This is a genomic window from Variovorax sp. ISS6, assembly GCF_056523145.1.
Window position 1 is genome coordinate 510743 of sequence record NZ_JAWRZC010000002.1, and the last position, 21746, is coordinate 532488.

At 71.7% G+C, this 21746-nt stretch carries 22 protein-coding genes; 14 read left to right on the forward strand and 8 right to left on the reverse strand.

What is annotated here, in order from left to right; translation table 11 throughout:
• Position 1: 1 nt before the first annotated feature.
• The 7 genes from AC1HIL_RS34000 to AC1HIL_RS34030 all read right to left on the reverse strand — a co-directional run bounded on the left by AC1HIL_RS34000 (position 2) and on the right by AC1HIL_RS34030 (position 7307).
• A complete protein-coding gene (locus AC1HIL_RS34000) occupies positions 2 to 868 on the reverse strand; it encodes a branched-chain amino acid ABC transporter permease (protein ID WP_057590101.1) in 867 nt (288 codons plus the stop codon).
• A gap of 10 nt (positions 869 to 878) precedes the next feature.
• Positions 879 to 1577 carry an ABC transporter ATP-binding protein gene (locus AC1HIL_RS34005; protein WP_057590102.1) on the reverse strand — a complete coding sequence of 233 codons (699 nt, stop codon included), beginning with the start codon at positions 1575 to 1577 and terminating at the stop codon, positions 879 to 881.
• Positions 1564 to 2313 carry an ABC transporter ATP-binding protein gene (locus AC1HIL_RS34010; protein ID WP_057590103.1) on the reverse strand — a complete coding sequence of 250 codons (750 nt, stop codon included), beginning with the start codon at positions 2311 to 2313 and terminating at the stop codon, positions 1564 to 1566. Before AC1HIL_RS34010 ends, AC1HIL_RS34005 begins: the two co-directional genes overlap by 14 nt.
• 11 nt (positions 2314 to 2324) lie before the next feature.
• A complete protein-coding gene (locus tag AC1HIL_RS34015) occupies positions 2325 to 3632 on the reverse strand; it encodes an ABC transporter substrate-binding protein (RefSeq protein WP_064262180.1) in 1308 nt (435 codons plus the stop codon).
• 104 nt (positions 3633 to 3736) lie between these two features.
• Complete coding sequence (locus tag AC1HIL_RS34020) at positions 3737 to 4720, reverse strand: Bug family tripartite tricarboxylate transporter substrate binding protein (RefSeq protein WP_057598043.1); 984 nt, start codon at positions 4718 to 4720, stop codon at positions 3737 to 3739.
• Positions 4721 to 4761: 41 nt separating this feature from the next.
• The gene (locus AC1HIL_RS34025; protein WP_296723262.1) at positions 4762 to 6219 is read right to left on the reverse strand and encodes an amidase; all 1458 of its coding nucleotides are present in this window, start codon (positions 6217 to 6219) and stop codon (positions 4762 to 4764) included.
• Positions 6220 to 6323: 104 nt separating this feature from the next.
• Positions 6324 to 7307, reverse strand: coding sequence for a helix-turn-helix domain-containing protein (locus AC1HIL_RS34030; RefSeq protein WP_422099299.1), 984 nt, complete (start codon positions 7305 to 7307; stop codon positions 6324 to 6326).
• 175 nt (positions 7308 to 7482) lie between these two features.
• Between AC1HIL_RS34030 and AC1HIL_RS34035 the strand changes: the two genes are divergently transcribed.
• Positions 7483 to 7962, forward strand: coding sequence for an SRPBCC family protein (locus tag AC1HIL_RS34035; protein WP_057590107.1), 480 nt, complete (start codon positions 7483 to 7485; stop codon positions 7960 to 7962).
• Between the two features lie 5 nt (positions 7963 to 7967).
• Here AC1HIL_RS34035 and AC1HIL_RS34040 read toward each other — a convergent pair whose 3' ends face one another.
• On the reverse strand, positions 7968 to 8465 hold the full coding sequence (locus tag AC1HIL_RS34040) for a MarR family winged helix-turn-helix transcriptional regulator (protein WP_057590108.1): 498 nt from the start codon (positions 8463 to 8465) through the stop codon (positions 7968 to 7970).
• A gap of 125 nt (positions 8466 to 8590) precedes the next feature.
• Between AC1HIL_RS34040 and AC1HIL_RS34045 the strand changes: the two genes are divergently transcribed.
• The 13 genes from AC1HIL_RS34045 (at position 8591) to AC1HIL_RS34105 (ending at position 21736) form a co-directional block, all read left to right on the forward strand.
• Positions 8591 to 10033, forward strand: coding sequence for an NAD-dependent succinate-semialdehyde dehydrogenase (locus AC1HIL_RS34045; protein WP_261214640.1), 1443 nt, complete (start codon positions 8591 to 8593; stop codon positions 10031 to 10033).
• Positions 10030 to 11400 carry an aminotransferase class III-fold pyridoxal phosphate-dependent enzyme gene (locus tag AC1HIL_RS34050; RefSeq protein ID WP_261214642.1) on the forward strand — a complete coding sequence of 457 codons (1371 nt, stop codon included), beginning with the start codon at positions 10030 to 10032 and terminating at the stop codon, positions 11398 to 11400. The genes AC1HIL_RS34045 and AC1HIL_RS34050 overlap by 4 nt, the downstream gene beginning before the upstream one ends.
• Positions 11397 to 12641, forward strand: coding sequence for a Tm-1-like ATP-binding domain-containing protein (locus AC1HIL_RS34055; protein ID WP_413765268.1), 1245 nt, complete (start codon positions 11397 to 11399; stop codon positions 12639 to 12641). The genes AC1HIL_RS34050 and AC1HIL_RS34055 overlap by 4 nt, the downstream gene beginning before the upstream one ends.
• Positions 12638 to 13321, forward strand: coding sequence for an HAD-IA family hydrolase (locus tag AC1HIL_RS34060; protein WP_296723246.1), 684 nt, complete (start codon positions 12638 to 12640; stop codon positions 13319 to 13321). Before AC1HIL_RS34055 ends, AC1HIL_RS34060 begins: the two co-directional genes overlap by 4 nt.
• Positions 13318 to 14709, forward strand: a complete 1392-nt coding sequence (locus AC1HIL_RS34065) for a transaminase (RefSeq protein WP_479669019.1) — start codon at positions 13318 to 13320, stop codon at positions 14707 to 14709. The genes AC1HIL_RS34060 and AC1HIL_RS34065 overlap by 4 nt, the downstream gene beginning before the upstream one ends.
• Positions 14706 to 15500, forward strand: coding sequence for an SDR family oxidoreductase (locus AC1HIL_RS34070; RefSeq protein ID WP_413765266.1), 795 nt, complete (start codon positions 14706 to 14708; stop codon positions 15498 to 15500). Before AC1HIL_RS34065 ends, AC1HIL_RS34070 begins: the two co-directional genes overlap by 4 nt.
• Positions 15497 to 16270 (forward strand): SDR family NAD(P)-dependent oxidoreductase, encoded by a 774-nt coding sequence (locus AC1HIL_RS34075; RefSeq protein WP_413765265.1) that lies wholly within the window; start codon positions 15497 to 15499, stop codon positions 16268 to 16270. Before AC1HIL_RS34070 ends, AC1HIL_RS34075 begins: the two co-directional genes overlap by 4 nt.
• Positions 16271 to 16396: 126 nt before the next feature.
• Positions 16397 to 16780, forward strand: coding sequence for a DUF1330 domain-containing protein (locus AC1HIL_RS34080; RefSeq protein ID WP_208512796.1), 384 nt, complete (start codon positions 16397 to 16399; stop codon positions 16778 to 16780).
• 18 nt (positions 16781 to 16798) lie between these two features.
• A complete protein-coding gene (locus AC1HIL_RS34085) occupies positions 16799 to 18319 on the forward strand; it encodes an amidase family protein (RefSeq protein WP_413765264.1) in 1521 nt (506 codons plus the stop codon).
• Positions 18316 to 19176 (forward strand): ABC transporter ATP-binding protein, encoded by an 861-nt coding sequence (locus tag AC1HIL_RS34090; RefSeq protein ID WP_422099302.1) that lies wholly within the window; start codon positions 18316 to 18318, stop codon positions 19174 to 19176. The genes AC1HIL_RS34085 and AC1HIL_RS34090 overlap by 4 nt, the downstream gene beginning before the upstream one ends.
• Positions 19173 to 19943 (forward strand): ABC transporter permease, encoded by a 771-nt coding sequence (locus AC1HIL_RS34095; protein ID WP_413765262.1) that lies wholly within the window; start codon positions 19173 to 19175, stop codon positions 19941 to 19943. The genes AC1HIL_RS34090 and AC1HIL_RS34095 overlap by 4 nt, the downstream gene beginning before the upstream one ends.
• A 7-nt stretch (positions 19944 to 19950) precedes the next feature.
• The gene (locus AC1HIL_RS34100; RefSeq protein WP_413765261.1) at positions 19951 to 20745 is read left to right on the forward strand and encodes an ABC transporter permease; all 795 of its coding nucleotides are present in this window, start codon (positions 19951 to 19953) and stop codon (positions 20743 to 20745) included.
• A gap of 37 nt (positions 20746 to 20782) precedes the next feature.
• Positions 20783 to 21736, forward strand: a complete 954-nt coding sequence (locus tag AC1HIL_RS34105) for an ABC transporter substrate-binding protein (RefSeq protein WP_296723231.1) — start codon at positions 20783 to 20785, stop codon at positions 21734 to 21736.
• Positions 21737 to 21746 lie beyond the last annotated feature (10 nt).

Consider the following 21746-nt stretch of genomic DNA (forward strand, 5'->3'; position numbering starts at 1 on the left):
GTCAGGCCCGTTGGCCCGCGATGCCGTTCGGGCGCACCATCAGGACGATGAAGAACAGCAGGTGCGCATAGAGCGCGCCCGCGTTGGAATCGAGGCGCTGCCCCGCGAGCTGCGCCACGCCCAGCGCGATGCCGCCGGCCAGCGCGCCCCAGAACGAGCCCATGCCGCCGATGATCACGACCTCGAAGGCGCCGAGCAGCCGCTCCACGCCCGAGAACGGCGTGAACGAACTGCGCAGCGCCAGCAGCAGCCCCGCCACCGAGGCGAAGGCCAGCGACAGCCCCATGACCACGCCATACACATGGCGCGGCCGCACGCCCATGGTGCGCACGATCTCGCGGTGGTCGGAGGTGGCGCGCACGATCAGGCCGAAGCGCGAGTGCCGCAGCAGCCACTGCAGCGCGCCGAAGGCCAGCACCGCGAGCCCCAGCACCAGCACCGGATACCAGCCGATGCGCAGGCCGCCGATCTCGAAGCCGGCCGTGGCCAGCGCGCCGCCGTCGAGCGCGCGCGGGTCGGCGCCGAACAGCTCGACCATCAGGTTGCGCAGCACCACCGCGATGCCGAAGGTCACCAGCACGGGCGTGAGCGGATCGTCGGTCGCCACCGCGCGGTTGAGCAGCAGCCGCTGCAGCAGGTAGCCGGTGCCGAAGGCGGCCAGCGCCACCGGCACCAGCAGCAGCAGCGGCGACACCTGCGGAAACTGCGCGGCCAGGAACACCGCGAAGTAGGCCGCGAGCACGACGAACTCGCCGTGCGCGAGGTTGACCATGCGCATCACGCCGAAGACCAGCGCCAGCCCGAGGCCGAAGAGCGCATAGAGGCCGCCGAGCAGCACGCCGTTGATGAGGGTTTCGATCCAGGCCATGGTGCTTTTCTCAGTGCCCGAAGTAGGCGTTGGCGATCTGCTGCGCGCTGAAGTCCGACGCGGGGCCGGCCAGCGTGACGCGGCCCTTGAGCAGGCAGTACACGCGCTGCGCGATGCGGCAGGCGCGCGTCACGTCCTGCTCCACGACCAGCAGCGCCGTGCCCTGCGCCTGGATGTCGCCGAAGGCGCGGTAGATCTGCGCGATCACCACCGGCGCCAGGCCCAGCGAGATCTCGTCGCACAGCATCAGCCGCGGGTTGGCCATCAGCGCGCGGCCGATGCTCACCATCTGCTGCTGGCCGCCCGACAGCCGCGTGGACGGCCGGTGCCTGAACTCGCGCAGGATCGGGAACAGGGCATAGACGGTGGCCAGGTTCCAGTGGCCGGCCCGGCCGCACAGCGCGCCCATGCGCAGGTTCTCCTCCACCGTGAGCGAGGCGAACAGCATCCGGCCCTCGGGCACCAGCGCGATGCCGCGGCGCGCGATGCGCTCGGCCGGCTCGGCCTCGATGGCCTGGCCGTCGAAGCGCACCGTGCCGCGGCTGCGCCGGCCCAGGCCCGCGATGGCGCGGATCAGCGTGGACTTGCCGGCCCCGTTGGCGCCGATCAGCGCCGTGGCCTCGCCCTCGCCCACGTCGAGCGACAGGTCGAACAGCGCCTGCAGGTCGCCATAGTGGCTGCAGAGGTCTCGCACTTCAAGCAGCGGCATGGGCGGCCTCCTCTGCGTCTTCTCCCACGCCCATGTAGATCTCGCGCACCTCGCGGCTGGCCATCGCGGCGGCCGGCGCGTCCTCGAGCAGCTTGCGGCCGAAGTTCAGCACCATGATGCGGTCGGCCACCGCCATCAGCGCCTGCGCGATGTGCTCGATCCAGATCATCGCCACGTCGCGCTTGAGCTCGAGCACGAGCGCGACCAGCAGCTGCACCTCGGCCTCGGTCAGGCCGCCCGCGATCTCGTCGAGCAGCAGCAGGTGCGGCCGGGCCGCGAGGCCCTTGGCCAGCTCGAGCCGCTTGCGGTCGAGCAGCGGCAGCCGGCCCGCGGGCAACTCGGCGCGGTCGGCCAGGCCGGTGCGCTCGAGCACCTCCCAGGCCAGCTGCGCGGCCTGCGCGCGCGGCAGCCGCGCCGCGAAGCTGGCGGCGGCCAGCGCGTTCTCGTAGGCGCTCAGGTGCGCGAAGGGCTGCGGGATCTGGAAGGCGCGCGCCACGCCCAGCCGCGCGCGCGCATCGGCGCGCAGGCCCACCAGCTCGCGGCCCTCGAGCCGGATGCTGCCGGCATCGGGCACGGCCACGCCGGTGATCAGGTTGAACAGCGAGCTCTTGCCGGCCCCGTTGGGGCCGACCACGCCGAGGCACTGGCCGCGCGCGAGCGCGAGCGACACGCCGTCGGCCACCACGATCTCGCCGTAGCGCTTGCACAGGCCGTCGATGACGAGGCAATCGGTCATGCGTCGCGGGCTCAGGCCTTGAGCTGCGACAGCAGCTTGAGTTCGTCTTCCACCGGGATCTGCTTCGCGGTGCTGTTGTGCGTGATCACCAGCTCGTACGGGAACTTCGCGCCCGCGGCGGTCTTGCGCCACTGGCCCGCCACCATCGGCGTGACGGCCACGCTCTTGATCGGGCTGCCCTTGAAGTCGATGCGCCCGACCACCGAGTCGAGCTGCAGATTGGCCAGCGCATCGCGCACCGCCTTCTTGTCTTTTGGATTGGTCGCGTTCTTCAGCGCCGCGATGCCGACCTCGAACAGCGCATGGCCGTAGCCGATGGGCTGGGTCCACTGCTTGCCGGTGGAGCTCTCCCAGTCGGCCGCCAGTGCCTTGGCGCTCTGGCCGGTCAGCGAGGACTTGAACGGGAAGTTGGGCGTCCACCAGACCTCGGTCGACATGCCGTTGCCGGCCGCGCCCAGCGACTCGACCGCGCTCGGGAACAGGAAGGCCGCCGCCATGGTCACCACCTCGGGCCGGTAGCCCGACTGCTGTGCCTGCTTCCAGAAGGTGGCGAAGTGGTTGGCATAGGCGAAGCCCGAGACGATATTCGCGCGCGCCGCCTTGAAGCTCGAGACCTGGTTGCTGAAGTCGTCGGTCGCGATCTTGAAGAAGCCGCCGTTGGTCTCCTTGTAGCCGCGCTGCTTCGCGCCGCCCGGGATGCCGTTGGTCGGATCGGCGAAGGCATGGCCCGGGCCGTTGTCGATGTAGAGCGTGCCCAGCGAGCGCTCCACCTTCAGCGGCTCCCACATGCCAAAGAAGTTCTTCAGCACGTCGTCGGCGCCCCAGAAGAAATGGAACGAGAACGGAAAGCCCTTCTGCGGCGTGGAGCCCCGGCCGAAGGTGATGGCCTGCCACGGGCCCATGGTCGAGACCATCGGCACGCCGTTGACGTCGCAGAGCTGGCCGGCCGCGAGCGCGGCGTCGCTGTCCTGCACCAGCAGCAGGTCGACCTTCTCGCGCAGCAGCAGCTCGCTCGACATCGTGGCGCCGCGGTTGGCATCGGACTGGGTGTCGCGCACCACGATCTCGACCTTGTAATTGGTGCCCGCGATGGTGAGACCGTCCTTCAGCGCGGCGCGCACGCGCTCTAGGCTCCAGGGGTCGGCCTCGCCGAAATTGGCGCGCACGCCCGACAAGGTCGTGAGGTAGCCGATCTTGATCGTCTTAGACTGCGCGTGCGACAGCGCGGGCACGCCGGCCAGCGCGGCCGCGCCGCCGCCGATGACGAGTTGGCGGCGCGTCAGCGCGCCGGAGGCTGCAAAAGGGAAAGCGGCGGGCATGGAATGCTCCTTGGCGATGGAGGATGGACAGGGCCGCATCCTCCCTCCGCGCGCCGGCTCGCCGTTATCGAAAACTGGCAAATCGCAGGCCGCAGCCGCCGCCCTCATTCGGGGCGCAGGTTGACCGACTTGGCGATCGCGCGGTAGCGCTCCACGTCGGCCTGGTAGCCGCGGCGCAGCTCGGCCAGCGTCTGCTCGGGCGCCACCTTGCTGCCGCCGAGCTCGATGGCGCGGCGCAGTTCGGGCTTGCGCATCATCTCGTTGAAGGCCACGTGCAGCCGCTGCTGCGTCTCCTCGGGCACGCGCTGCGACACCTGCGCGCCGGCCCAGAGGCTGTAGACGAAGTCGTCGAGCCCCTTGCTGGCGCGGATCAGCGGAATGGCGCCGAAGCGCTCGTGCGGCGTGGCGGCCGCGATGCCCAGCGCCTTGACCTTGCCGGCGTCCAGCAGGTCGGGCACGTTGCCGGCCAGCGGCGCGAACACCAGGTCGATCTGGCCGCCGAGCAGGTCGTTGATGATCGGCGCGAAGCCCTTGTAGGGCACGTGCAGCATCTTCGTGCCGGTCTGCTGCGTGAAGCGCTCGCCCAGCAGGTGGTAGAGCGAGCCCGGGCCGATGCTGCCGTAGCTCAGCTCCTTGGCGTCGGGCTTGCGCAGCTGCGCGATCAGCTCGTCGACGCTGCCCGGGCCCAGGTCCTTGCGCGCCAGCAGCACCATCGAGGTCACGGCCATCATGCCGATGGGGCGGAAGTCCTCGGCCTTGTAGCGCGCGCTCGCGAGCGTGAGCGGCGTGAGCATCAGCTCCATCGGCGAGCCCATCAGCAGCACCGAGCCGTCGGCCGCGCCGTTGGCGGCCTTCATCACGCCCAGCGATCCGCTGGCGCCGGGCACGTTGTCGATCACGGCCGGCTGGCCCAGCAGCCGCGACAGCTCGGGCGCGGCCAGCCGCGCGTTGATGTCGGAGCCGCCGCCGGCCGGGTAGGGAACGATCAGGTTCAGGGTCTTGCCGGCCAGCCCCTGGGCCAGGACGGAGCCGGCCATGGTGGACAGGCCGGCCGCCAGGCCGGCACCGATCATCGAACGTCTGCGCATGCGCTTTACTCCTCGGGTGGTTGTTGTCTGTTCTCGGAAATTCAGGCCACGGCCAATAGCGGCGAGCGCGCATCGGCGAAGGGCACGGCCTGGTGCCAGCCGTGCGCGAGCCGCAGCACCTCGAGGTCGGCGCCGGGCCGGCCGATCAGCTGCAGGCCCATCGGCAGGCCGCGCGTCGCGCCGTCGGGCGAGAAGCCGGCCGGCACCGCCATCGCGGGCAGGCCCGCGAGCGAGGGGCCGATGGTCACTTCCATCCAGCGGTGGTAGGTGTCCATCGCGCGGCCGCCGACCTCGCGCGGCCAGTGCAGCTCGGCCGGCAGCGGAAAGGCCTGCGCGGCCGGCAGCACCAGCACGTCGAAGCGCTCGAACAGCTTCAGCAGCGTGGCATGCCACCGTGTGCGCGTGACCGCGGCCTCGTGCAGCGCGGGCACGGCCAGCCGCTGGCCCTGCTCGATCTCCCAGCAGGCCTCGGGCTTGAGCTTCGCGCGCAGCGCCGGATCGGCATGCAGGCCCCGCAGCGCGCCGGCCACGATGAAGCCGCGCAGGCGCAGCCAGGCGGTCCACAGCGCGTCGAAGTCGAAATCGGGCACGGCCGGCTCGACCGTGCAGCCCAGGGTGTCGAAGTGGCGCAGCGCCGCCTCGCACAGCGCCATCACGCCGGGGTCCATCGCCAGGTGGCCGCCGAGGTCGCCGAGCCAGGCCACGCGCGTGCCGCGCAGCTCGGCATCGAGCGGCTGCGCGAAGGCCTCGCCGTCGCCGGCCAGGCTCAGCGGCGAGCGCGGATCGTGGCCGGCCTGCACCGACAGCAGCCAGGCCACGTCCTCGGGCGTGCGGCCCATCGGCCCTTCGCAACCCAGTTGCTGGAAGAACAGCTCGGGGCCGGGCCCGGTCGGCACGCGGCCCAGCGAGGGCCGCAGACCGTAGACATGGTTCCAGGCCGCCGGATTGCGCAGCGAACCCATCATGTCGCTGCCGTCGGCCACGGGCAGCATCTGCAGCGCAAGCGCCACCGCGGCACCGCCGCTGCTGCCGCCGGCCGCGCGGTCGAGGTTCCAGGCGTTGCGCGTGGTGCCGAACACCGTGTTGTAGGTGTGCGAGCCCAGGCCGAACTCGGGCGTGTTGCTGCGCCCGACGAAGATCGCGCCGGCGCGGCGCAGCCGCTCGACCATGATCGCGTCGTGCGGCACGAGCTGGTTGGCGAACAGCGGGCTGCCCATGGTGGTGGGAATGCCGGCGGTGGCCACGAAGTCCTTGGGCGCCATCGGAAAGCCGTGCAGCCGGCCCACCGGCTCGCCGCGCGCCAGCTGCTCGTCGCAGGCATCGGCCTCGCGCAGCATCCGTTCGGGCGGCTGCAGCGAGACCAGCGCATTGACCTTCGGGTTGAGGCTCTCGATGCGCGCCAGGCAGGCCTGCATCAGTTCGCGGCACGACAGCTCGCGGCGCTTCAGCGCGGCGGCGAGCGCGCGGGCGCTCGGCAAGGTGGACGGAAAGGACGACATATGGCGATCGACGATAGCGATCGCGCCGCGAAGCGGATATCAAGAATTGGCAAACCTGGCGTGCCGCGGCCCCCGGGATTCCCCTGGGTCGCCCGGTGGGCCCTTCAGTGGTGCATCAGCGCCGCGCCACGCAGCGTCTGCGACGGCAGCTCGCCGAACTGGCGCCGGTAGTCGGTCGCGAACTGGCTCAGGTGCCAGAAGCCCCAGTGCGCCGCGACGTCCTGCACCGAGCCGGCACCGAGGCGCTTGAGCTCGCGCCGCACGCCGTTGAGGCGCAACGCCCTGAGGTAGCGCGCAGGGCTCAGGCCCAGCGTTTCCTGGAAGCAGTAGTTGAGCTTGCGCTGACTCGCGCCGATGCGGCTGCAGACCTCGAGCATCGACAGCGGCTCGTCGGGCCGCGACATCATCAGCTCGCAGGCACGGCGCACCACGCGGCGCTGCGCCTCGGTGGAGCGCAGCTCGCGCAGGTCCACGTCCTCGGGCAGCGCCTCGAGCCAGGCCAGCAGCACGTCGTCGCGCAGCTGCGTGGTGGCGGTCGGGTCGGCGAGCAGAGCGGGCATCGCGTCGAGCGCGGCGAAGGCGCCGAGCAGCGTGCCGCGCAGCGCGCGCATGGTCGCGTCGTCGAAGTGCAGCACCACGCGCCGCGCCAGCCAGGCCGGCGGGCCGCGCTCGTCGAGGCGCTCGGCCAGCGAGCGCAGCAGCGCGTTGTCGACCACGATGCCCATCAGCTCGAAGCCCGGCGGACTGCACAGGTCGAGCTCGTCGCAGCGCCCGACCATCACCGATCCGGTGTCGAGCCGCTGGCCCGAGAAGCGCGCCTCGCCCTCCTGCCGGCAGGTCAGCGCGAAGCCGCAGCACTCCGGATTCATCTCGCCGTGCTGGCGCAGCGCGCGGTTGGTGGTCTCGCGCACCAGCCGCAGGCCCGGCAGCTGCACATGGTCGAGAAAGCCCGCGAAGCTGCCGCCCGAGAGCATGTCGCACTCCAGGTGCCAGCCGCTCTGGCTGCTGGCATAGGCGTCGATGTCGTGCGTGGTCAGGGTCCAGCGCTCGATGGGAAGGCAGGGGGTGGAGGCGGTCTGGCAGTTCATGGCGGATATCCACGGGACGGGGATCCCCTGGACCGAAGCAAGCTCCAGACCAGATTGTTTCGTTGACAACGATCTCAAAGCACCGGGAGAAACCCTCGGCGCCCAGGTCCGAATGCCTTCGGATCCGTGCGCCCCGAAGAGAATGCCTGGCGATCCACGAACGCCAGGAGACTGCATGAGCCCCCAAGCCACCGGCCGGCTTCAAGGAAACGACCTGATCATCGAGCGCAGGTTTCGCGCGCCCATCGACGACGTCTGGGCCAGCGTCACCAGGCCCGAGAAGACCGCCCTCTGGTTCGGGCCCTGGGAAGGCGAGGCCGGCCAGGGCATGACGGTGCGGCTCCAGCTGGTGCACGAAAAGGACCAGCCCTGGACCGACCTGAGGATCGATGCCTGCGAGGCGCCACATCGCCTCGCGGTGGCGACCGTGGACGAGTTCGGTGAGTGGCGCATGGAGCTGACGCTCGCGCAGGAGAACGACGTCACCACGCTGCGCTTCGTGCAGCGACTGAGCGATCCCGCGCTCGCGGCAGAGGTGGGGCCGGGCTGGGAGTACTACCTCGACATGCTGGTCGCCGCGCGCGAGGGCCGCGCGCTGCCGTCCTTCGGCGACTACTACCCCGCGCAGAAGGCCCATTACCTCCAGGGCCTGTAACGCGCTTACTCGAGCTCGCCGCTGGGCTCGAAACCCGAGGTGCTGTCGAACAGCTTCTGCACGAGGGCCTGCAGCACGCGCCGCTCGTCGGCCGTGAGCTGCGCGAACAGCCGCTGCGCGGTGTCGTGCGCGAGCGGCACCATGTCGCGGTAGAGCGCGAGGCCTTCTTCCTCGAGCGAGACGATGACCTTGCGCCGGTCCTCGGCGGAAGGATGCATGTTGGCCAGGCCGAGATCGACCAGCCGATGCTGCGCGCGGCTCACGCGCGCCTTGTCCATGCTGGTCTTGCGCGCGATCTCGAGCGCCGACAGCGCGCCGTACTTGCCGAGCACCACCACGATGCGCCACTCGGGGATCTGCAGCGCGAAGCGGCCGGCGATCGCCTGGCCCACCGACTGGCTCACGCGATTGGCGACCACCGAGAGCTGGAACGGCAGGAAGGTCTCGAGGTCGAAGGCATCTGCGATCGAGCGCGGCGGCGAGGAGTTGCGTGAACGGGGCACGGTGCGAGTGAGGAGGTGGAGTGCGCGGACAGTATAGGAACGCGTTCATCCATCGCGACGATGGACGCACGAGGTTTGCCAGTTTTCGATAACGCGGCGGGGGGTGCGATCCCTATCGTCGCGGCATGGACTATCCCGAACTCGCCCTGCACATCGCCGGCCGATGGCGCACGCAAACCGCGGGCGGCCAGCGCGCCGTCGTCGATCCCGCCACCGAAGCCACCCTCGCGCAACTGCCGCTCGCCAGCCGCGACGAACTCGCGCAGGCCGCCGAGTCCGCGCGCCGCGGCTTCGCGCTCTGGCGCGCGAAGAGTGCGCTCGAGCGCTGCAACATCCTGCGCACCGCCGCGCAGACGATCCGCGACCGGGCGAAGGCCATCGCGCAGGTGCTCACGCTCGAACAGGGCAAGCCGCTGGCCGAGTCGCTGCGCGAGGTCACGCTGTCGGCCGACATCGTCGACTTCCAGGCCGAGGAAGCCAAGCGCCTGTACGGCCGGCTGGTGCCGCCGCGCGTCGAGGGCATCCTCTCGCAGGCGGTCACGCGCCAGCCGGTCGGCCCCGTGGCGGCCTTCACGCCGTGGAACTTCCCGGCCAACCTGCCGACGCGCAAGCTCGCGAGCGCACTGGCCGCGGGCTGCAGCGTGGTCATCAAGCCGGCCGAGGAGACGCCGGGCACCTGCATGCTGCTGGTGCGCGCCTTCCTCGACGCGGGCGTGCCGCCCGATGCGCTCAACATGGTGTGCGGCGATCCGGCCGAGGTGTCCTCGTTCCTCATCGACCATCCCGCGATCGCCAAGGTCTCGTTCACCGGCTCGGTCGCGGTGGGCCAGCTGCTCGGCGAACAGGCGGCGCGCCACGTCAAGCGCTTCACGGGTGAGCTCGGCGGCCACGCGCCGGTGATCGTCTGCGAGGACGCCGACTTCGCGTTCGCGCTCAGGAACTCGATCGCCGCCAAGTTCCGCAACGCGGGCCAGGTCTGCGCCTCGCCGATCCGCTTCTACCTGCCGCGCGCGCGCTTCGATGAATGGGCCGAGGCCTTCGTGCAGGCCGCGCGCGCGCTGCGCATCGGTGCCGGCACCGATCCCGCGACGCAGATGGGCCCGCTCGCGCATGCGCGCCGCATCGAGGACATGCAGCGCTTCGTCGACGATGCCGTCGACCGCGGCGCGCGGCTGCTGTGCGGCGGCCGGCGCATCGCGCGGCCCGGCTACTTCTTCGAGCCCACGGTGATCGCCGATGCGCCCGACGACAGCCGCGTGATGCGCCAGGAGCCCTTCGGCCCGATCGCGGTGCTGCAGCCCTACGACACGCTCGACGAAGCCATCACCGCCGCCAACGCCCTGCCCTACGGCCTCGGCGCCTATGCCTTCACGCGCGACCTGCGGACCGCGCACCGCCTGGGCGAAGCGCTCGAGGCCGGCATGGTCGGCATCAACCACTTCGGCGTCTCGCAGCCCGAGATGCCCTTCGGCGGCTGGAAGCAGAGCGGCATCGGCCAGGAGATGGGCGCCGAGGGCCTGCTGCACTACACCGAACTCAAGACCATCACCGTGGGAGTCCCCGCATGACGACAACAGACATCGACGCACTCAAGGAAGACAACGCCCGCTACCTGTGGCACCCCATGGCCCATCCGCAGACCATGCAGAAGAGCAAGCCCGACATCGTCGCGCGCGGCCAGGGCTGCTGGATCTGGGACGTGGACGGCCACAAGATGCTCGACGGCGTCGGTGGCCTGTGGGCCGCGAACCTGGGCCACAGCAACCAGGCCGTGCGCGACGCCATCGTCGCGCAGCTCGACGAGCTGCCCTTCTACAACGTGTTCCGCGGCACCACGCATCCGCGCGCGATCGAGCTGTCGAAGCGCATCGTGCAGACGATGGAACCCGACGGCGTGGCCGCGGTGTTCTTCAGCAACGGCGGCTCCGACGCGGTGGAGGGCGCGCTCAAGCTCGCGCGCCAGTACTGGAAGCTGCAGGGCCAGGCCGACCGCCACAAGTTCATCGCGCTGCGCCAGGGCTACCACGGCGTGCACTTCGGCGGCATGAGCGTGAACGGCAACCTCAACTTCCGCCGCGCCTACGAGCCCCTGCTGCCCGGCTGCTTCCACGTCGACACGCCGTGGCTCTACCGCAATCCCTACACGCAGGACCCCGAGGCGCTCGGCGAGATCTGCGCCACGCTGCTCGAGCGCGAGATCCAGTTCCAGGGGCCCGATACCGTGGCCGCCTTCATCGCCGAGCCGATCCAGGGCGCCGGCGGCGTGATCGTGCCGCCGCCCAACTACTGGCCGCGCGTGCGCGAGATCTGCGACAGGTACGGCGTGCTGCTGATCGCTGACGAGGTCGTCACCGGCTTCGGCCGCGGCGGCGCGCTGTTCGGCACGCGGCTGTGGAACGTCAAGGCCGACCTCTGGTGCCTGGCCAAGGGCATCTCCTCGGGCTACGTGCCGCTGGGCGCCACCGCCATCGGCGCCAAGGTGGCCGAGGTCTTCCTCGACGACCCCACGGGCCAGGCCGCGGTGGGCCATGGCTACACCTACAGCGCGCATCCGGTGGCCGCGGCCGCGGCGCTCGCCACGCTCGACCAGATCGAGGCACTCGACGTGCCCGGCAACGCGGCGCGCGTGGGCGCGCATTTCCAGGCGCGCGTGCGGCCCTTCGTCGACCGCTTCAGCTTCGTGGGCGACGTGCGCGGCATGGGCCTGATGCTCGGCATCGAGATGGTGGCCGACAAGGCCACGCGCACCACGCTGCCGCGCGGCAACCCGATCGCCGCGAAGGTGGCGCAGGCGGCCTACAAGCGCGGTCTCATGGTGCGCATCTCGGGCCCGAACCTGATCCTGTCGCCGCCGCTGGTCATCACGCGCGAGGAAGTCGACTACATGGTCGATGCGCTCGAGGGCGCCTTCGCCGACGTGGAAGCCACGCTGTGAGCAAGGTGCCGACCGTCCTGCTGATCGGCACCGCCGACACCAAGAGCGCCGAGCTGCTGTTCATGCGCGAGTGCATCGAGGCCGGCGGCGGCCGCGTGGCGGTGATGGACGTGGGCGTGCTCGACGGCGCGCCCTTCGTGCCCGAGATCACGAATGCCGAGGTGGCCACGGCTGCCGGCCGCAGCGTGGCCGAGGTGGCGGCCAGCGGCGACGAGAACAGCGCCATGACCCTGATGGCGCGCGGCGCCGCCAGGCTGGCCGCGCGCTGGCATGCCGAGGGCCGCATCGACGGCCTGCTGGCGCTCGGCGGCACCATGGGCACCGATCTCGCGCTCGAGGTGGCGCAGGCGCTGCCACTGGGTGTGCCGAAGGTGGTGGTCTCGACTATCGCCTACTCGCACCTGCTGCCGCCCGAACGCATACCGCCCGACCTGATCATGGTGCTGTGGGCCGGCGGCCTCTACGGCCTCAACAGCCTGTGCCGCTCGGCCCTGAGTCAGGCCGCGGGCGCGGTGCTCGGCGCCTGCCGCCAGGCGCGCGCGCCGGCCTTCGAGCGGCCGCTGGTCGGCATGACCTCGCTGGGCTCGAGCGCGCTGACCTACATGAAGACGCTCAAGCCCGCGCTCGAGGCGCGCGGCTACGAGGTCGCGGTGTTCCACACCACCGGCATGGGCGGGCGCGCCTTCGAGGCGCTGGCCGCCGAGGGCCGCTTCTGCGCCGTGATGGACTTCAGCCTGCAGGAACTGGCGAACCAGCTCGGCGGCTCCTGCGTGACCGCGGGGCCCGACCGGCTGCTGGGCGCCGGCCGCGCCGGCACGCCGCAGATCGTGGCGCCGGGCGCCATCGACATGCTCGATTTCCCGGCCTGGCAACCCACGCCCCGAGGCCTCGAAGGCCGGCCGGCCCACACGCACAACCGGCTGCTGGCCTCGGCGCTCAGCGCGCCCGCGTTCCGGCGCGGCGTGGCGACCGAGATCGCGAGCCGCCTGGCGCGCGCGGAAGGCGCCACCTGCGTGCTGCTGCCGCTGAAGGGCATCGAGGGCTGGGACCGGCCCGGCGAGCCGCTGCACGATCCCGAGGGCCTGGCCGCCTTCACCGGCGCGCTGCGCGACAGCGTCGGCGCCACGCGCATGATCGAGCTCGACGCGCACATCAACGACGCCGCCTTCTGCGAGGCCGCGCTGCGGGTGTTCGATGCCTGGGTCGCCGACGGCACCGTGCCCGCGGGGAGGCCGGCATGAGCACCGAGCACGCAACGCAAGCCCTGGTGCTCGACTTCGGCGGCGTCATCAGCCGCACGCTGTTCGAGACCCATGCGCTGACCGAGGAAGCGCTCGCGCTGCCGCGCGGCACGCTGACCTGGCGCGGCCCCTTCGACCTCGCGAGCGATCCGCTGTGGCGCGACATGCAGGCCGACAAGCTCTCGGAGCGCGACTACTGGATGGCGCGCACCCGCGAGGTCGGCGCGCTGGTGGGCGAGCGCTGGGAGGCGATGGAGACCTTCGTGCAACGCGCGCGCGGCGCTGATCCCGAGGCCGCGATCCGGCCCGAGGCGCTGGCCGCGATCGAAGCCGCGCGCCGCGCGGGCTGCCGGCTCGCGATCCTCTCGAACGAGCTCGACCTGTTCTACGGCGCCGACTTCCGCCGCCGCCTGCCCTTCATGGCGGCCTTCGACGTGGTGGTCGACGCCACCCACACCGGCATCCTCAAGCCCGATGCGCGCGCCTACCGGCAGTGCCTCGACGAACTCGGCCTGCCGGCAGAGGCCTGCGTGTTCGTCGACGACCAACTGCGCAACATCGCCGGCGCCGAGCGCGTGGGCCTGCGCTGCGTGCACTTCGACGTGATGCAGCCCGCCGCGAGCTACGCGCAGGCCCTCGCGCTGCTGGGCATTCCCTCTTCCTCTTCGCAACGACCATGACCCCGACCTTCGAACCCACCGTGCCGCGCGAACGCGTGCAGGCCCTGATGCGCGCCGAGCAGGAGCGCTACGCGCGCACCCATGCGCGATCCGGTGAACTCTTCGCGCAAGGCCAGCAGGCCTGGCTCTACGGCGCACCCTCGCACTGGATGCGCCGCTGGATCGGCGGCTGGCCGCTCTACGTGCAGGACGCGAAGCTGCCCTACGGCGCGCGCTTCGTCGACGTCGACGGCCACGGCTATGCCGACTTCTGCCTCGGCGACACCGGCGGCATGTGCGGCCATGGCCACCCCGCGGTGGTCGAGGCACTGGCGCGGCAGGCGCGCATCGGCAGCTCGCTGATGCTGCCCACCGACGACGCGGCCTGGGTCGGCGAGGAACTCGCGCGCCGCTTCGGCCTGCCCTACTGGAACCTCACGACCTCGGCCTCAGACGCCAACCGCGCCTGCATCCGGCTCGCGCGCATGGTCACGGGCCGGCCGCGCGTGCTGGTGTTCTCGGGCTGCTACCACGGCTCGGTCGAAGAGGCGCACGTCGAGCTGCGCGATGGCACCGTCGCGATGCGCAACGACATCCATCCCAACGGCTTTCCGCACGACCGCCTGTCGGCCGTGGTCGAGTTCAACGACCTGCCCGCGCTCGAACGCGCGCTGCGCGCGGGCGACGTGGCCTGCGTGCTGGCCGAGCCGGCCATGACCAACTACGGAATGATCGCGCCCGCGCCCGGCTTCCACGATGCGCTGCGCCGCCTCACGCGCGAGACCGGCACCCTGCTGGTCATCGACGAGACCCACACCATCTCGAGCGGCCCCGGCGGCTACACGCGCGCGCACGGCCTCGCGCCCGACATGTTCGTGATCGGCAAGGCCATCGCCGGCGGCATTCCCGCCGCGGCCTTCGGCCTCAGCGCCGAAACCGCCGAGCGCGTGTGGCAGGTGCTGCCCAAGCTGCATCCGACCAAGCGGCAGTCGGCGCACGCCGGCTTCGGCGGCACCTTGGCCGGCAATGCACTCACCGTAGCCGTTATGCGCGCGGTGCTGTCGCAGGTGCTGACGCCCGAGGCCTTCGATCGCATGCTCGCGCTCGCCGAGCGGCTGGCCGATGGCGTGAACGCGAGCATCGCCAAAGCCGGCCTGCCCTGGCACGCGACCCAGGTCGGCGCGCGCGTCGAGACCCTGTTCTGCCCCGACGCGCCGCGCAACGCCGCCGACGTGCGGCGCACGCGCGACGGCGAGCTCGAGGCGCTGCTGCACCTCTACATGATGAACCGCGGCGTGCTGATCACGCCCTTCCACAACATGATGCTGTGCTGCCCCGGCACCACCGAACGCGAAGTGGACGAGCACGATGCGGCCTTTGCCGATTTCGCGCGGGAGTGCAGCGCATGAGCGGCAACGATCCCTTCGGTCTGCAGGGCAAGGTCGCGCTGGTCACCGGCGGCGGACGCGGCATCGGCGCCGCGATCGCGCAGGCCTTCGCCGAGGCCGGCGCCTCGGTGCTGATCGCCAACCGCACCGGCAGCGCCGGCGAGGCCGTGGCGGCCGAGCTGCGCGCGCGCGGCTTCGCCGTGCAGGCACTGGCCTGCGACATCGGCCGGCGCGACGAGGCCGAGCGCGCGGTGGCCGAGGCGGTGCGCGTTTTCGGCGCGCTCGACATCGTGGTCCACAACGCCGCCGTCAATCCCTGGGCCGCCATCGATGCCATGAGCGACGAACAGCTCGAGCGCACGCTGGCCGTGAACCTCAAGGCCTGCTTCTGGCTCGCGCAGGCGGCGGTGCCGCACCTGCGCGCGCGCGGCGGCGGACGGCTGCTCGTCACCTCCTCCGTGACCGGCCCGCGCGTCGCGATGCCCGGCAGCGCCCACTACGCGGCCAGCAAGGCAGGCGTCAACGGCTTCATCCGCAGCGCCGCGCTCGAGTACGCGCGCGAGGGCATCACCGTCAACGGCGTCGAGCCCGGCTACATCGCCAAGCAGGGCGGCTCGCTGCTGTCCGATCCCGCGAAGGCCGCGCGCATCGCGCGCCACATCCCGATCGGCGAGCTGGGCCGGCCCGAGGACATCGCCCTGGCGATGCGCTTCCTGGCGAGCCCCGCCGCGCGCTACATCACCGGGCAGACGCTCGTGGTCGACGGCGGCTCGACCCTGCCCGAGAGCCCCTTCTTCGCGGAGCAGGCATGAGCAACGGAAGGTTGCAAGGCAAGGCCTGCCTCGTCGTCGGCGCCGCGAGCGGCATCGGCGCCGCGGTGGCCGCGCGCTTCGCGAGCGAGGGCGCGCGCGTCGCGGTCGCCGGCTGGCCACGGCCGCAACCGGTGGGCGACGGACCCGCGCTCGACTGCGACGTGACCGACGACGCCGCCGTGCGCGCGACCGTGGCCGCGGTGCTCGCGGCCTTCGGCCGCATCGACGTGCTCGTGAACTGCGCCGGCATCGTGCGCAACGACGACGCGGCCGACATCGACGACGAGGACTGGCGGCGGCTGCACGAGGTCAACCTCGGCGGCACCATGCGCTGCCAGCGCGCGGTGCTGCCGGGCATGGTGGCGCAAGGCGGCGGCGCGATCGTCAACATCGCCTCGGTGGCGGCCTTCAATGCCGGCGCCGGCATGGCGAGCTATGCCGCCAGCAAGGCCGGCGTGGTCGCGCTCACGCGCTCGGCCGCGCAGGCCTACGGACCGCGCGGCGTGCGCGTCAACGCCCTGTGCCCCGGCTGGGTCGACACGCCGATGAGCCGACAGGAGATGCGCGAGCTCGCGGCCGAGCACGGCATCTCCGAGGAAGCCGCGCATGCACGCACCGTGGCGCGCATCGCGCTCGGGCGCATGGCCTCGGCCGAGGAGATGGCGGGCGCGTGCCTGTTCCTCGCGAGCGACGAGGCGTCGTTCGTGACGGGTGCGGCGCTGGTGGCGGATGGGGGGGCGCGGGTGCCGGCGTCGGCGCGGGCGGGGTAGCGCGACACGCCTATTGCGTTTTGCTATGGAGCGTATCGCCGCGGCGGTTTGACGCTGCTTTTCACGACGCTGACACTTGAATCGCACCCCCGCGGCAGCGCCGCACACCGATTCAAGGACCCCAGTATGACCGCCTATTTCGTGATCGAACTCGACGTCGAGGACGGCCCCAGCCTGGCCGAGTACGAACGCGAGGTCACCGAACACGTGGTGGCCGCCGGCGGCCGTTTTCTCGTGCGCGGCAACGACTACCGCCCGATCGAGGGCGACTGGCATCCCAAGCGGCTGATCGTGATCGAGTTCCCCGACCTCGACGCGGTGGAGCGCTACTACCACTCGGAACCGAACCAGACCCTCAAGCGCAAGCGCCTGGCCGGCACCGCCGGCAAGCCCGCCCGCGCGATCGCGATCCAGGGCGTGGCGCAGAGCGCCACCACCGGCGGCGCCACCTCGGGCGGTCCGCGCGAGATCGGCGTCGACGCCAACGGCGCGGTGATCTGGGGTGCCTGAGGCACCGAAGGACGCGCGATGAAAGCATCCGACGCCTCGTCCGAGGCGCCGCACCGGCTCACGCTGGTGCAGGCGGCTTCTCTGCTGCGCGACGGCGCGCTGCGCGCCGAGGACTACGTAACGGCGCTGCTGGCACGCTGCCATGCGGGCGCCGGGCTCAACGCCTTCAGCGCCATCGACGATCAGGCCGTGCTCGCCGCGGCGCGCGAGGCGGACCTGGCGCGCGCCGCCGGCCAGCCGCTGGGCCAGTTGCACGGCATTCCGCTGGCGCTCAAGGACAACATCGCGAGCGAGCGGCTGCCCACCACGGCCGGCACCGCGGCGCTGGCGGGCGCGCCCGCCGCGGCCGGTGCCCGCGACGCGGGCGTGGCGGAACGGCTCTATGCCGAGGGCGCGCTGCTGCTCGGCAAGAACACCATGCACGAGCTCGCGATGGGCTGGACCAGCGACAACCCGCACTTCGGCCGGGTCGGCAATCCGCACGCGCCGCAGCGCATCGCCGGCGGCAGCAGCGGTGGCAGCGCCGCGGCGGTCGCTGCGTTCATGGTGCCCGCGGCCATCGGCAGCGACACCAACGGCTCGATCCGCATTCCCGCGGCGCTGTGCGGAGTGGCCGGTTTCCGTCCTTCGGTCGGACGCTATCCCACCGAGGGCGTGGTGCCGCTGTCGCACACGCTCGACACGGTGGGCCCGATCGCACGCAATGCCGCCGACCTGGCGCTGCTCGACGCCGTGATGTCGGGCCAGCCGCCGCAGGCGCCGCCGCGCGGCCTCGCGGGCGTGCGCCTCGCGCTCTCGCCGCGCTACTACCTGTCGCGGCTCGAGCCCGAGGTCGAGCGCGCGTTCGAGAGTGCGCGGCGCCGACTCGCCGCGCACGGCGTGTGCTGGGTCGAGGCGGACGTGCCGGACCTGCATGCGCTCGCCGAAGGCATCGCGCCCACGCTGATCGGCCATGAATCGGCGCGTGCCCTGCCCGACTGGCTGGCGGCGCGCACCGGCGGCGTCTCGATGGACCGGCTGATGGCCGAGGCCGGTGCCGACCTGCACGAGGCGCTGCATGCCGCGCAGCAGGCCGTGAACAGCCCGGCCGCGCGCGACGGCTACCGGGCCGCGCTGCGGCGGCGCATGGCGCTCGGCGGCGCGCTGCAGCGCTACTTCGCGCAGCACGCCGTGCTCGCGCTCGTGCATCCGGTGGCGCGCGTGGCGGCACCGCTGGCCAGCGCGCCCGAAGCGCGCCGTTCGCCGGCGCCAGCCGTGCCGCTGGCCGCGGGCGGACTGATGACGGCACGCGAAGCCTTCGGCCAGAACGTCTCGCCCGCCAGCATCGCGGCCCTGCCCAGCGTGGTGCTGCCCGCGGGCTTCACGCGCGAGGGCCTGCCGGTGGGCATCGCCTTCGATGCGCCGCACGGCAGCGACGCGCGCCTGCTCGCGCTGGCCCAGGCACTGCAGCAGGCGCTGCAACACCCCCCAGAACAAGGCGCACCCGGTGCCATGCCGGGCAGCGCCGTGCACACCCTCGAACCACAGGCCCTGCCATGAAGAACTTCCAGCTCAGCGCGGTGCGGACCACCGGCACCGCGCCGCCACCCACGCATTCCACACCCGATTCACCACGAGCCGATGGCATCCGGCTCGCCCACCTGGCGCGGCGCTTCGGCAGCGGCGACGCCGAGCTGACCGCGCTGCGCGACATCGAGCTCGAGGTGCGCGCGGGCGAGTTCCTCGCGATCCTCGGCCCCTCGGGCTGCGGCAAGTCGACGCTGCTGCAGATCGTCGCCGGCCTGCTGGCGCCGAGCGCGGGCGAGGTGCTGTTTCGCGGCCGGCCGGTGACCGAGCCACCCGAGGGCATGGTCTACCTGTTCCAGCAGTACACCAAGTCGCTGCTGCCCTGGCGCAGCGTCGCGGGCAACGTGGCGCTGGCCTTCGAGGCCGACCGCCGCCTCGCCCGCCAGCAGGTCCATGCGCGCGCGTCCGAGTACCTGGGCCTGGTCGGTCTCGCGGGCTTCGAGAAGCACTATCCCTGGCAGCTCTCGGGCGGCATGCAGCAGCGCGTGGCGATCGCGCGCGCTCTCGCCGCCGAGCCCCGCGTGCTGCTGCTCGACGAGCCCTTCAGCGCGGTCGATGCGCTGACCCGGGTCGAACTGCAGGCGCTGGTGCTCGAGTTGCGGCGCCAGCGCGGCCTGACGGTGGTGCTGGTCACGCACGACGTCGACGAGGCCGTGTTCCTGGCCGACCGCATCGCGATCCTCTCAAAGCGGCCGACGGTGGTCGAGGAGATCGTCGAGACCCGCATCCCCCATCCGCGCGACGCCATCGAGACGCGCGAGCTGCCGCGCTTCCTCGAACTTCGGCACACGCTGATGGAACGGCTGCTGGGACGGGAGCCGCGGCCATGAGGCGCGCAGGCCTTGTCGAACGCTGGCTGCCCGGCACGCTCGCCGTCGCGGGCGTGCTCGCGGCCTGGGAACTGCTGGGCCGCAGCGGCGCGCTGAACCCGGCGCTGCTGCCGGCGCCGTCGGTGGTGCTGGCGACGCTCGTGGAGGTGGTGCGCGAAGACGCGCTGGCCCAGCCGATCGCGCGCACGCTGGCGCTGATGGCCACCGGCTACCTCATCGCCTGCGCCTGCGGCATCGCGCTCGGTGTCGCGATGGGCCGCAGCGAGGCCGTGCACGCGCTGATGGAACCGCTGGTCGAACTGGTGCGGCCGATTCCGAAGCCCGCGCTGATCCCGCCGCTGTTCCTGTTCCTCGGCATCGGCCTGCAGACCATGCTGTTCATCGTGGTGCTGGCCGCATTCTTTCCGGTGCTCATCAACACCGTGCAGGGCGTGCGCGGGGTCGACCCGGTGCTGCTGGATACCGCGCGCACGCTGCGGCTGTCGCGCCGGGCGACGGTGCTGCGGGTGGTGCTGCCGGCCGCGCTGCCGATGGTGGCCACCGGCATGCGCGTGAGCCTCGGCCTCGCGCTGACGCTGGTGGTGGTGGCCGAGATGCTGGCCGGCGAGAACGGCGTCGGCTTCCTGATCCTCGACATGCAGCGCGCGTTCCAGATCCAGAAGATGTACGCCTGGCTGGTGGTGCTGGCGCTGCTGGGCCTGCTGCTCAACGGCGCCTTCGAATGGGCCGAACGCCGCGCGCTGCCGTGGCGCGCCCACCTGTCCTGAGGTCGCCATGACCGCGTCGCACGTCTCTTCTTCCTCGCGCGCCCTGCCGCGCCTCGCGCGCACCGCCTCCGGCATCGCGCTGGTGATCGCGCTGCTGGCCCTGTGGGAAGCCTCGGCCCGCCTCGGTTGGGTCGACAGCCTCAACTGGCCGCCTTTCACCGCGGTGCTGGCCGCGCTGCGCGACGGCCTGCGGTCCGGCGAGCTGCCCGCGCTGCTGGGCAATACCCTGGGCTACATGCTCGCCGGCTATGCAGCCGGCAGCGCGGCGGGCATCGCGCTGGGCCTGCTGCTGGGCCTTTCGCCGCTGCTGATGCGCATCTTCAGCCCGCTGGTCGAGACCCTGAGGCCGATCCCGATCTCCGCGATCGTGCCGCCGCTGATCCTGTTCCTCGGCGTGGGCGATGCGCTCAAGATCTTCATCGTCGCCTTCAGCAGCTTCTTTCCGGTGCTGATCAACACCGTGGCCGGGGTGCGCGACGGCAGTCCGGTGCTGCGGCAGACAGCGCGCACCCTGCGCCTGTCGCGCGCCGCCACGCTGCGCAAGCTGGTGCTGCCCGGCGCACTGCCCGCGATCTTCGCGGGGCTGCGCACCAGCCTGGGCATCGCGCTGGTGGTGGCAATCATCGCGGAGATGGTCGCCGGCGCCAGCGGCATTGGCTACTTCATCGTGCAGGCCCAGTACGCCATGCAGCCCGCGCCCATGTACGCGGCCGTGCTGTGCCTGTCGATCGCGGGCTATGCGCTCAACCGCGCGATCCTGCGCCTCGAGAAGACCGCGCTGCCCTGGCACGGCCGCGCCTGAGAACGCGCTTCCTCTTTCCCTCACTCCGGAGATCCCCATGAAGTATGCTTTCACCGCATTGGCTTTCGCCTGCGCGTCGCTCTGCGGCGGCGCCTCGCAGGCCGCCGAGCTCGCCAAGGTCCGCGTCAACGTGCAGACCATCATCGACTGCGTTCCCGTGATCGTCGCGATCCGGCAGGGCTACTTCGCGCAGGAAGGGCTGGAGGTCGACACCAGCACCTCGGCCGGCGGCGCCGTCGGCATTCCCGGCCTGGTGGGCGGGGCCTACGACATCGCGCAGAGCAACACGGTGTCGGGCCTGCTGGCCTTCCACCAGGGGCTGGACGTGCAGGCGATCGCGCCGGGCGCCAAGATGCAGCCGCAGGCCCCCACCACGGAGATGGTGGGCCGCAAGGGCGAGACGTTCAGGAGCGGCGCCGACCTCGAGGGCAAGTCGATCGGCGTCAACAACCGCAACAGCATCGTGTGGCTCTATGCCCGTGCATGGGTCAAGGCGCGCGGCGGCGATCCCGCGAAGGTGAACTTTCGCGAGGTGCCGTTCCCGCAGATGGAGGACGCGGTGCGCCGGCGTAACGTCGACGCGGCCTTCATGGTCGAGCCCTTCAAGAGCGCGGCGGCGCGCCATGCCGAGCTGGCCGTGGTGGGCTCGCCCTTCAACGAGGTGCAGCCGGGCGCCGACGCGGGCCAGTACCTGACCACCGGCAAGTACGCCGCGCAGCATCCCGAGAACCTGCGCAAGTTCACGCGCGCGCTGCGCCGCGGCATCGACTGGTACAACGCCAACCTGCGTTCGCCCGAGGCGCTGCAGGTGGTGTCGGACTTCACGAAGCTGCCGGTGCCGGTTCTGCAGCAGATCAACCTGCCGCCGATGCCCACGCAGATCGAGGTGGCGCAGATCCGCAAGACGGCCGAGCTGATGCGCGACAACGGCATGCTCGCGAAGCTGCCCGACGTGGAGCGCTTCGTGAACGTGCCGGCGGCGGGCAATTGAAACGGGGCGG

Coding starts and splice junctions, on each gene's coding strand:
- AC1HIL_RS34085 (WP_413765264.1), top strand. CDS start 16,799: ATGAAAGCATCCGACGCCTCGTCCGAGGCGCCGCACCGGCTCACGCTG.
- AC1HIL_RS34070 (WP_413765266.1), top strand. CDS start 14,706: ATGAGCGGCAACGATCCCTTCGGTCTGCAGGGCAAGGTCGCGCTGGTC.
- AC1HIL_RS34020 (WP_057598043.1), bottom strand. CDS start 4,720: ATGCGCAGACGTTCGATGATCGGTGCCGGCCTGGCGGCCGGCCTGTCC.
- AC1HIL_RS34045 (WP_261214640.1), top strand. CDS start 8,591: ATGGACTATCCCGAACTCGCCCTGCACATCGCCGGCCGATGGCGCACG.
- AC1HIL_RS34100 (WP_413765261.1), top strand. CDS start 19,951: ATGACCGCGTCGCACGTCTCTTCTTCCTCGCGCGCCCTGCCGCGCCTC.
- AC1HIL_RS34035 (WP_057590107.1), top strand. CDS start 7,483: ATGAGCCCCCAAGCCACCGGCCGGCTTCAAGGAAACGACCTGATCATC.
- AC1HIL_RS34080 (WP_208512796.1), top strand. CDS start 16,397: ATGACCGCCTATTTCGTGATCGAACTCGACGTCGAGGACGGCCCCAGC.
- AC1HIL_RS34025 (WP_296723262.1), bottom strand. CDS start 6,219: ATGTCGTCCTTTCCGTCCACCTTGCCGAGCGCCCGCGCGCTCGCCGCC.
- AC1HIL_RS34005 (WP_057590102.1), bottom strand. CDS start 1,577: ATGCCGCTGCTTGAAGTGCGAGACCTCTGCAGCCACTATGGCGACCTG.
- AC1HIL_RS34015 (WP_064262180.1), bottom strand. CDS start 3,632: ATGCCCGCCGCTTTCCCTTTTGCAGCCTCCGGCGCGCTGACGCGCCGC.
- AC1HIL_RS34030 (WP_422099299.1), bottom strand. CDS start 7,307: ATGAACTGCCAGACCGCCTCCACCCCCTGCCTTCCCATCGAGCGCTGG.
- AC1HIL_RS34000 (WP_057590101.1), bottom strand. CDS start 868: ATGGCCTGGATCGAAACCCTCATCAACGGCGTGCTGCTCGGCGGCCTC.
- AC1HIL_RS34065 (WP_479669019.1), top strand. CDS start 13,318: ATGACCCCGACCTTCGAACCCACCGTGCCGCGCGAACGCGTGCAGGCC.
- AC1HIL_RS34095 (WP_413765262.1), top strand. CDS start 19,173: ATGAGGCGCGCAGGCCTTGTCGAACGCTGGCTGCCCGGCACGCTCGCC.
- AC1HIL_RS34075 (WP_413765265.1), top strand. CDS start 15,497: ATGAGCAACGGAAGGTTGCAAGGCAAGGCCTGCCTCGTCGTCGGCGCC.
- AC1HIL_RS34050 (WP_261214642.1), top strand. CDS start 10,030: ATGACGACAACAGACATCGACGCACTCAAGGAAGACAACGCCCGCTAC.
- AC1HIL_RS34060 (WP_296723246.1), top strand. CDS start 12,638: ATGAGCACCGAGCACGCAACGCAAGCCCTGGTGCTCGACTTCGGCGGC.
- AC1HIL_RS34090 (WP_422099302.1), top strand. CDS start 18,316: ATGAAGAACTTCCAGCTCAGCGCGGTGCGGACCACCGGCACCGCGCCG.
- AC1HIL_RS34010 (WP_057590103.1), bottom strand. CDS start 2,313: ATGACCGATTGCCTCGTCATCGACGGCCTGTGCAAGCGCTACGGCGAG.
- AC1HIL_RS34105 (WP_296723231.1), top strand. CDS start 20,783: ATGAAGTATGCTTTCACCGCATTGGCTTTCGCCTGCGCGTCGCTCTGC.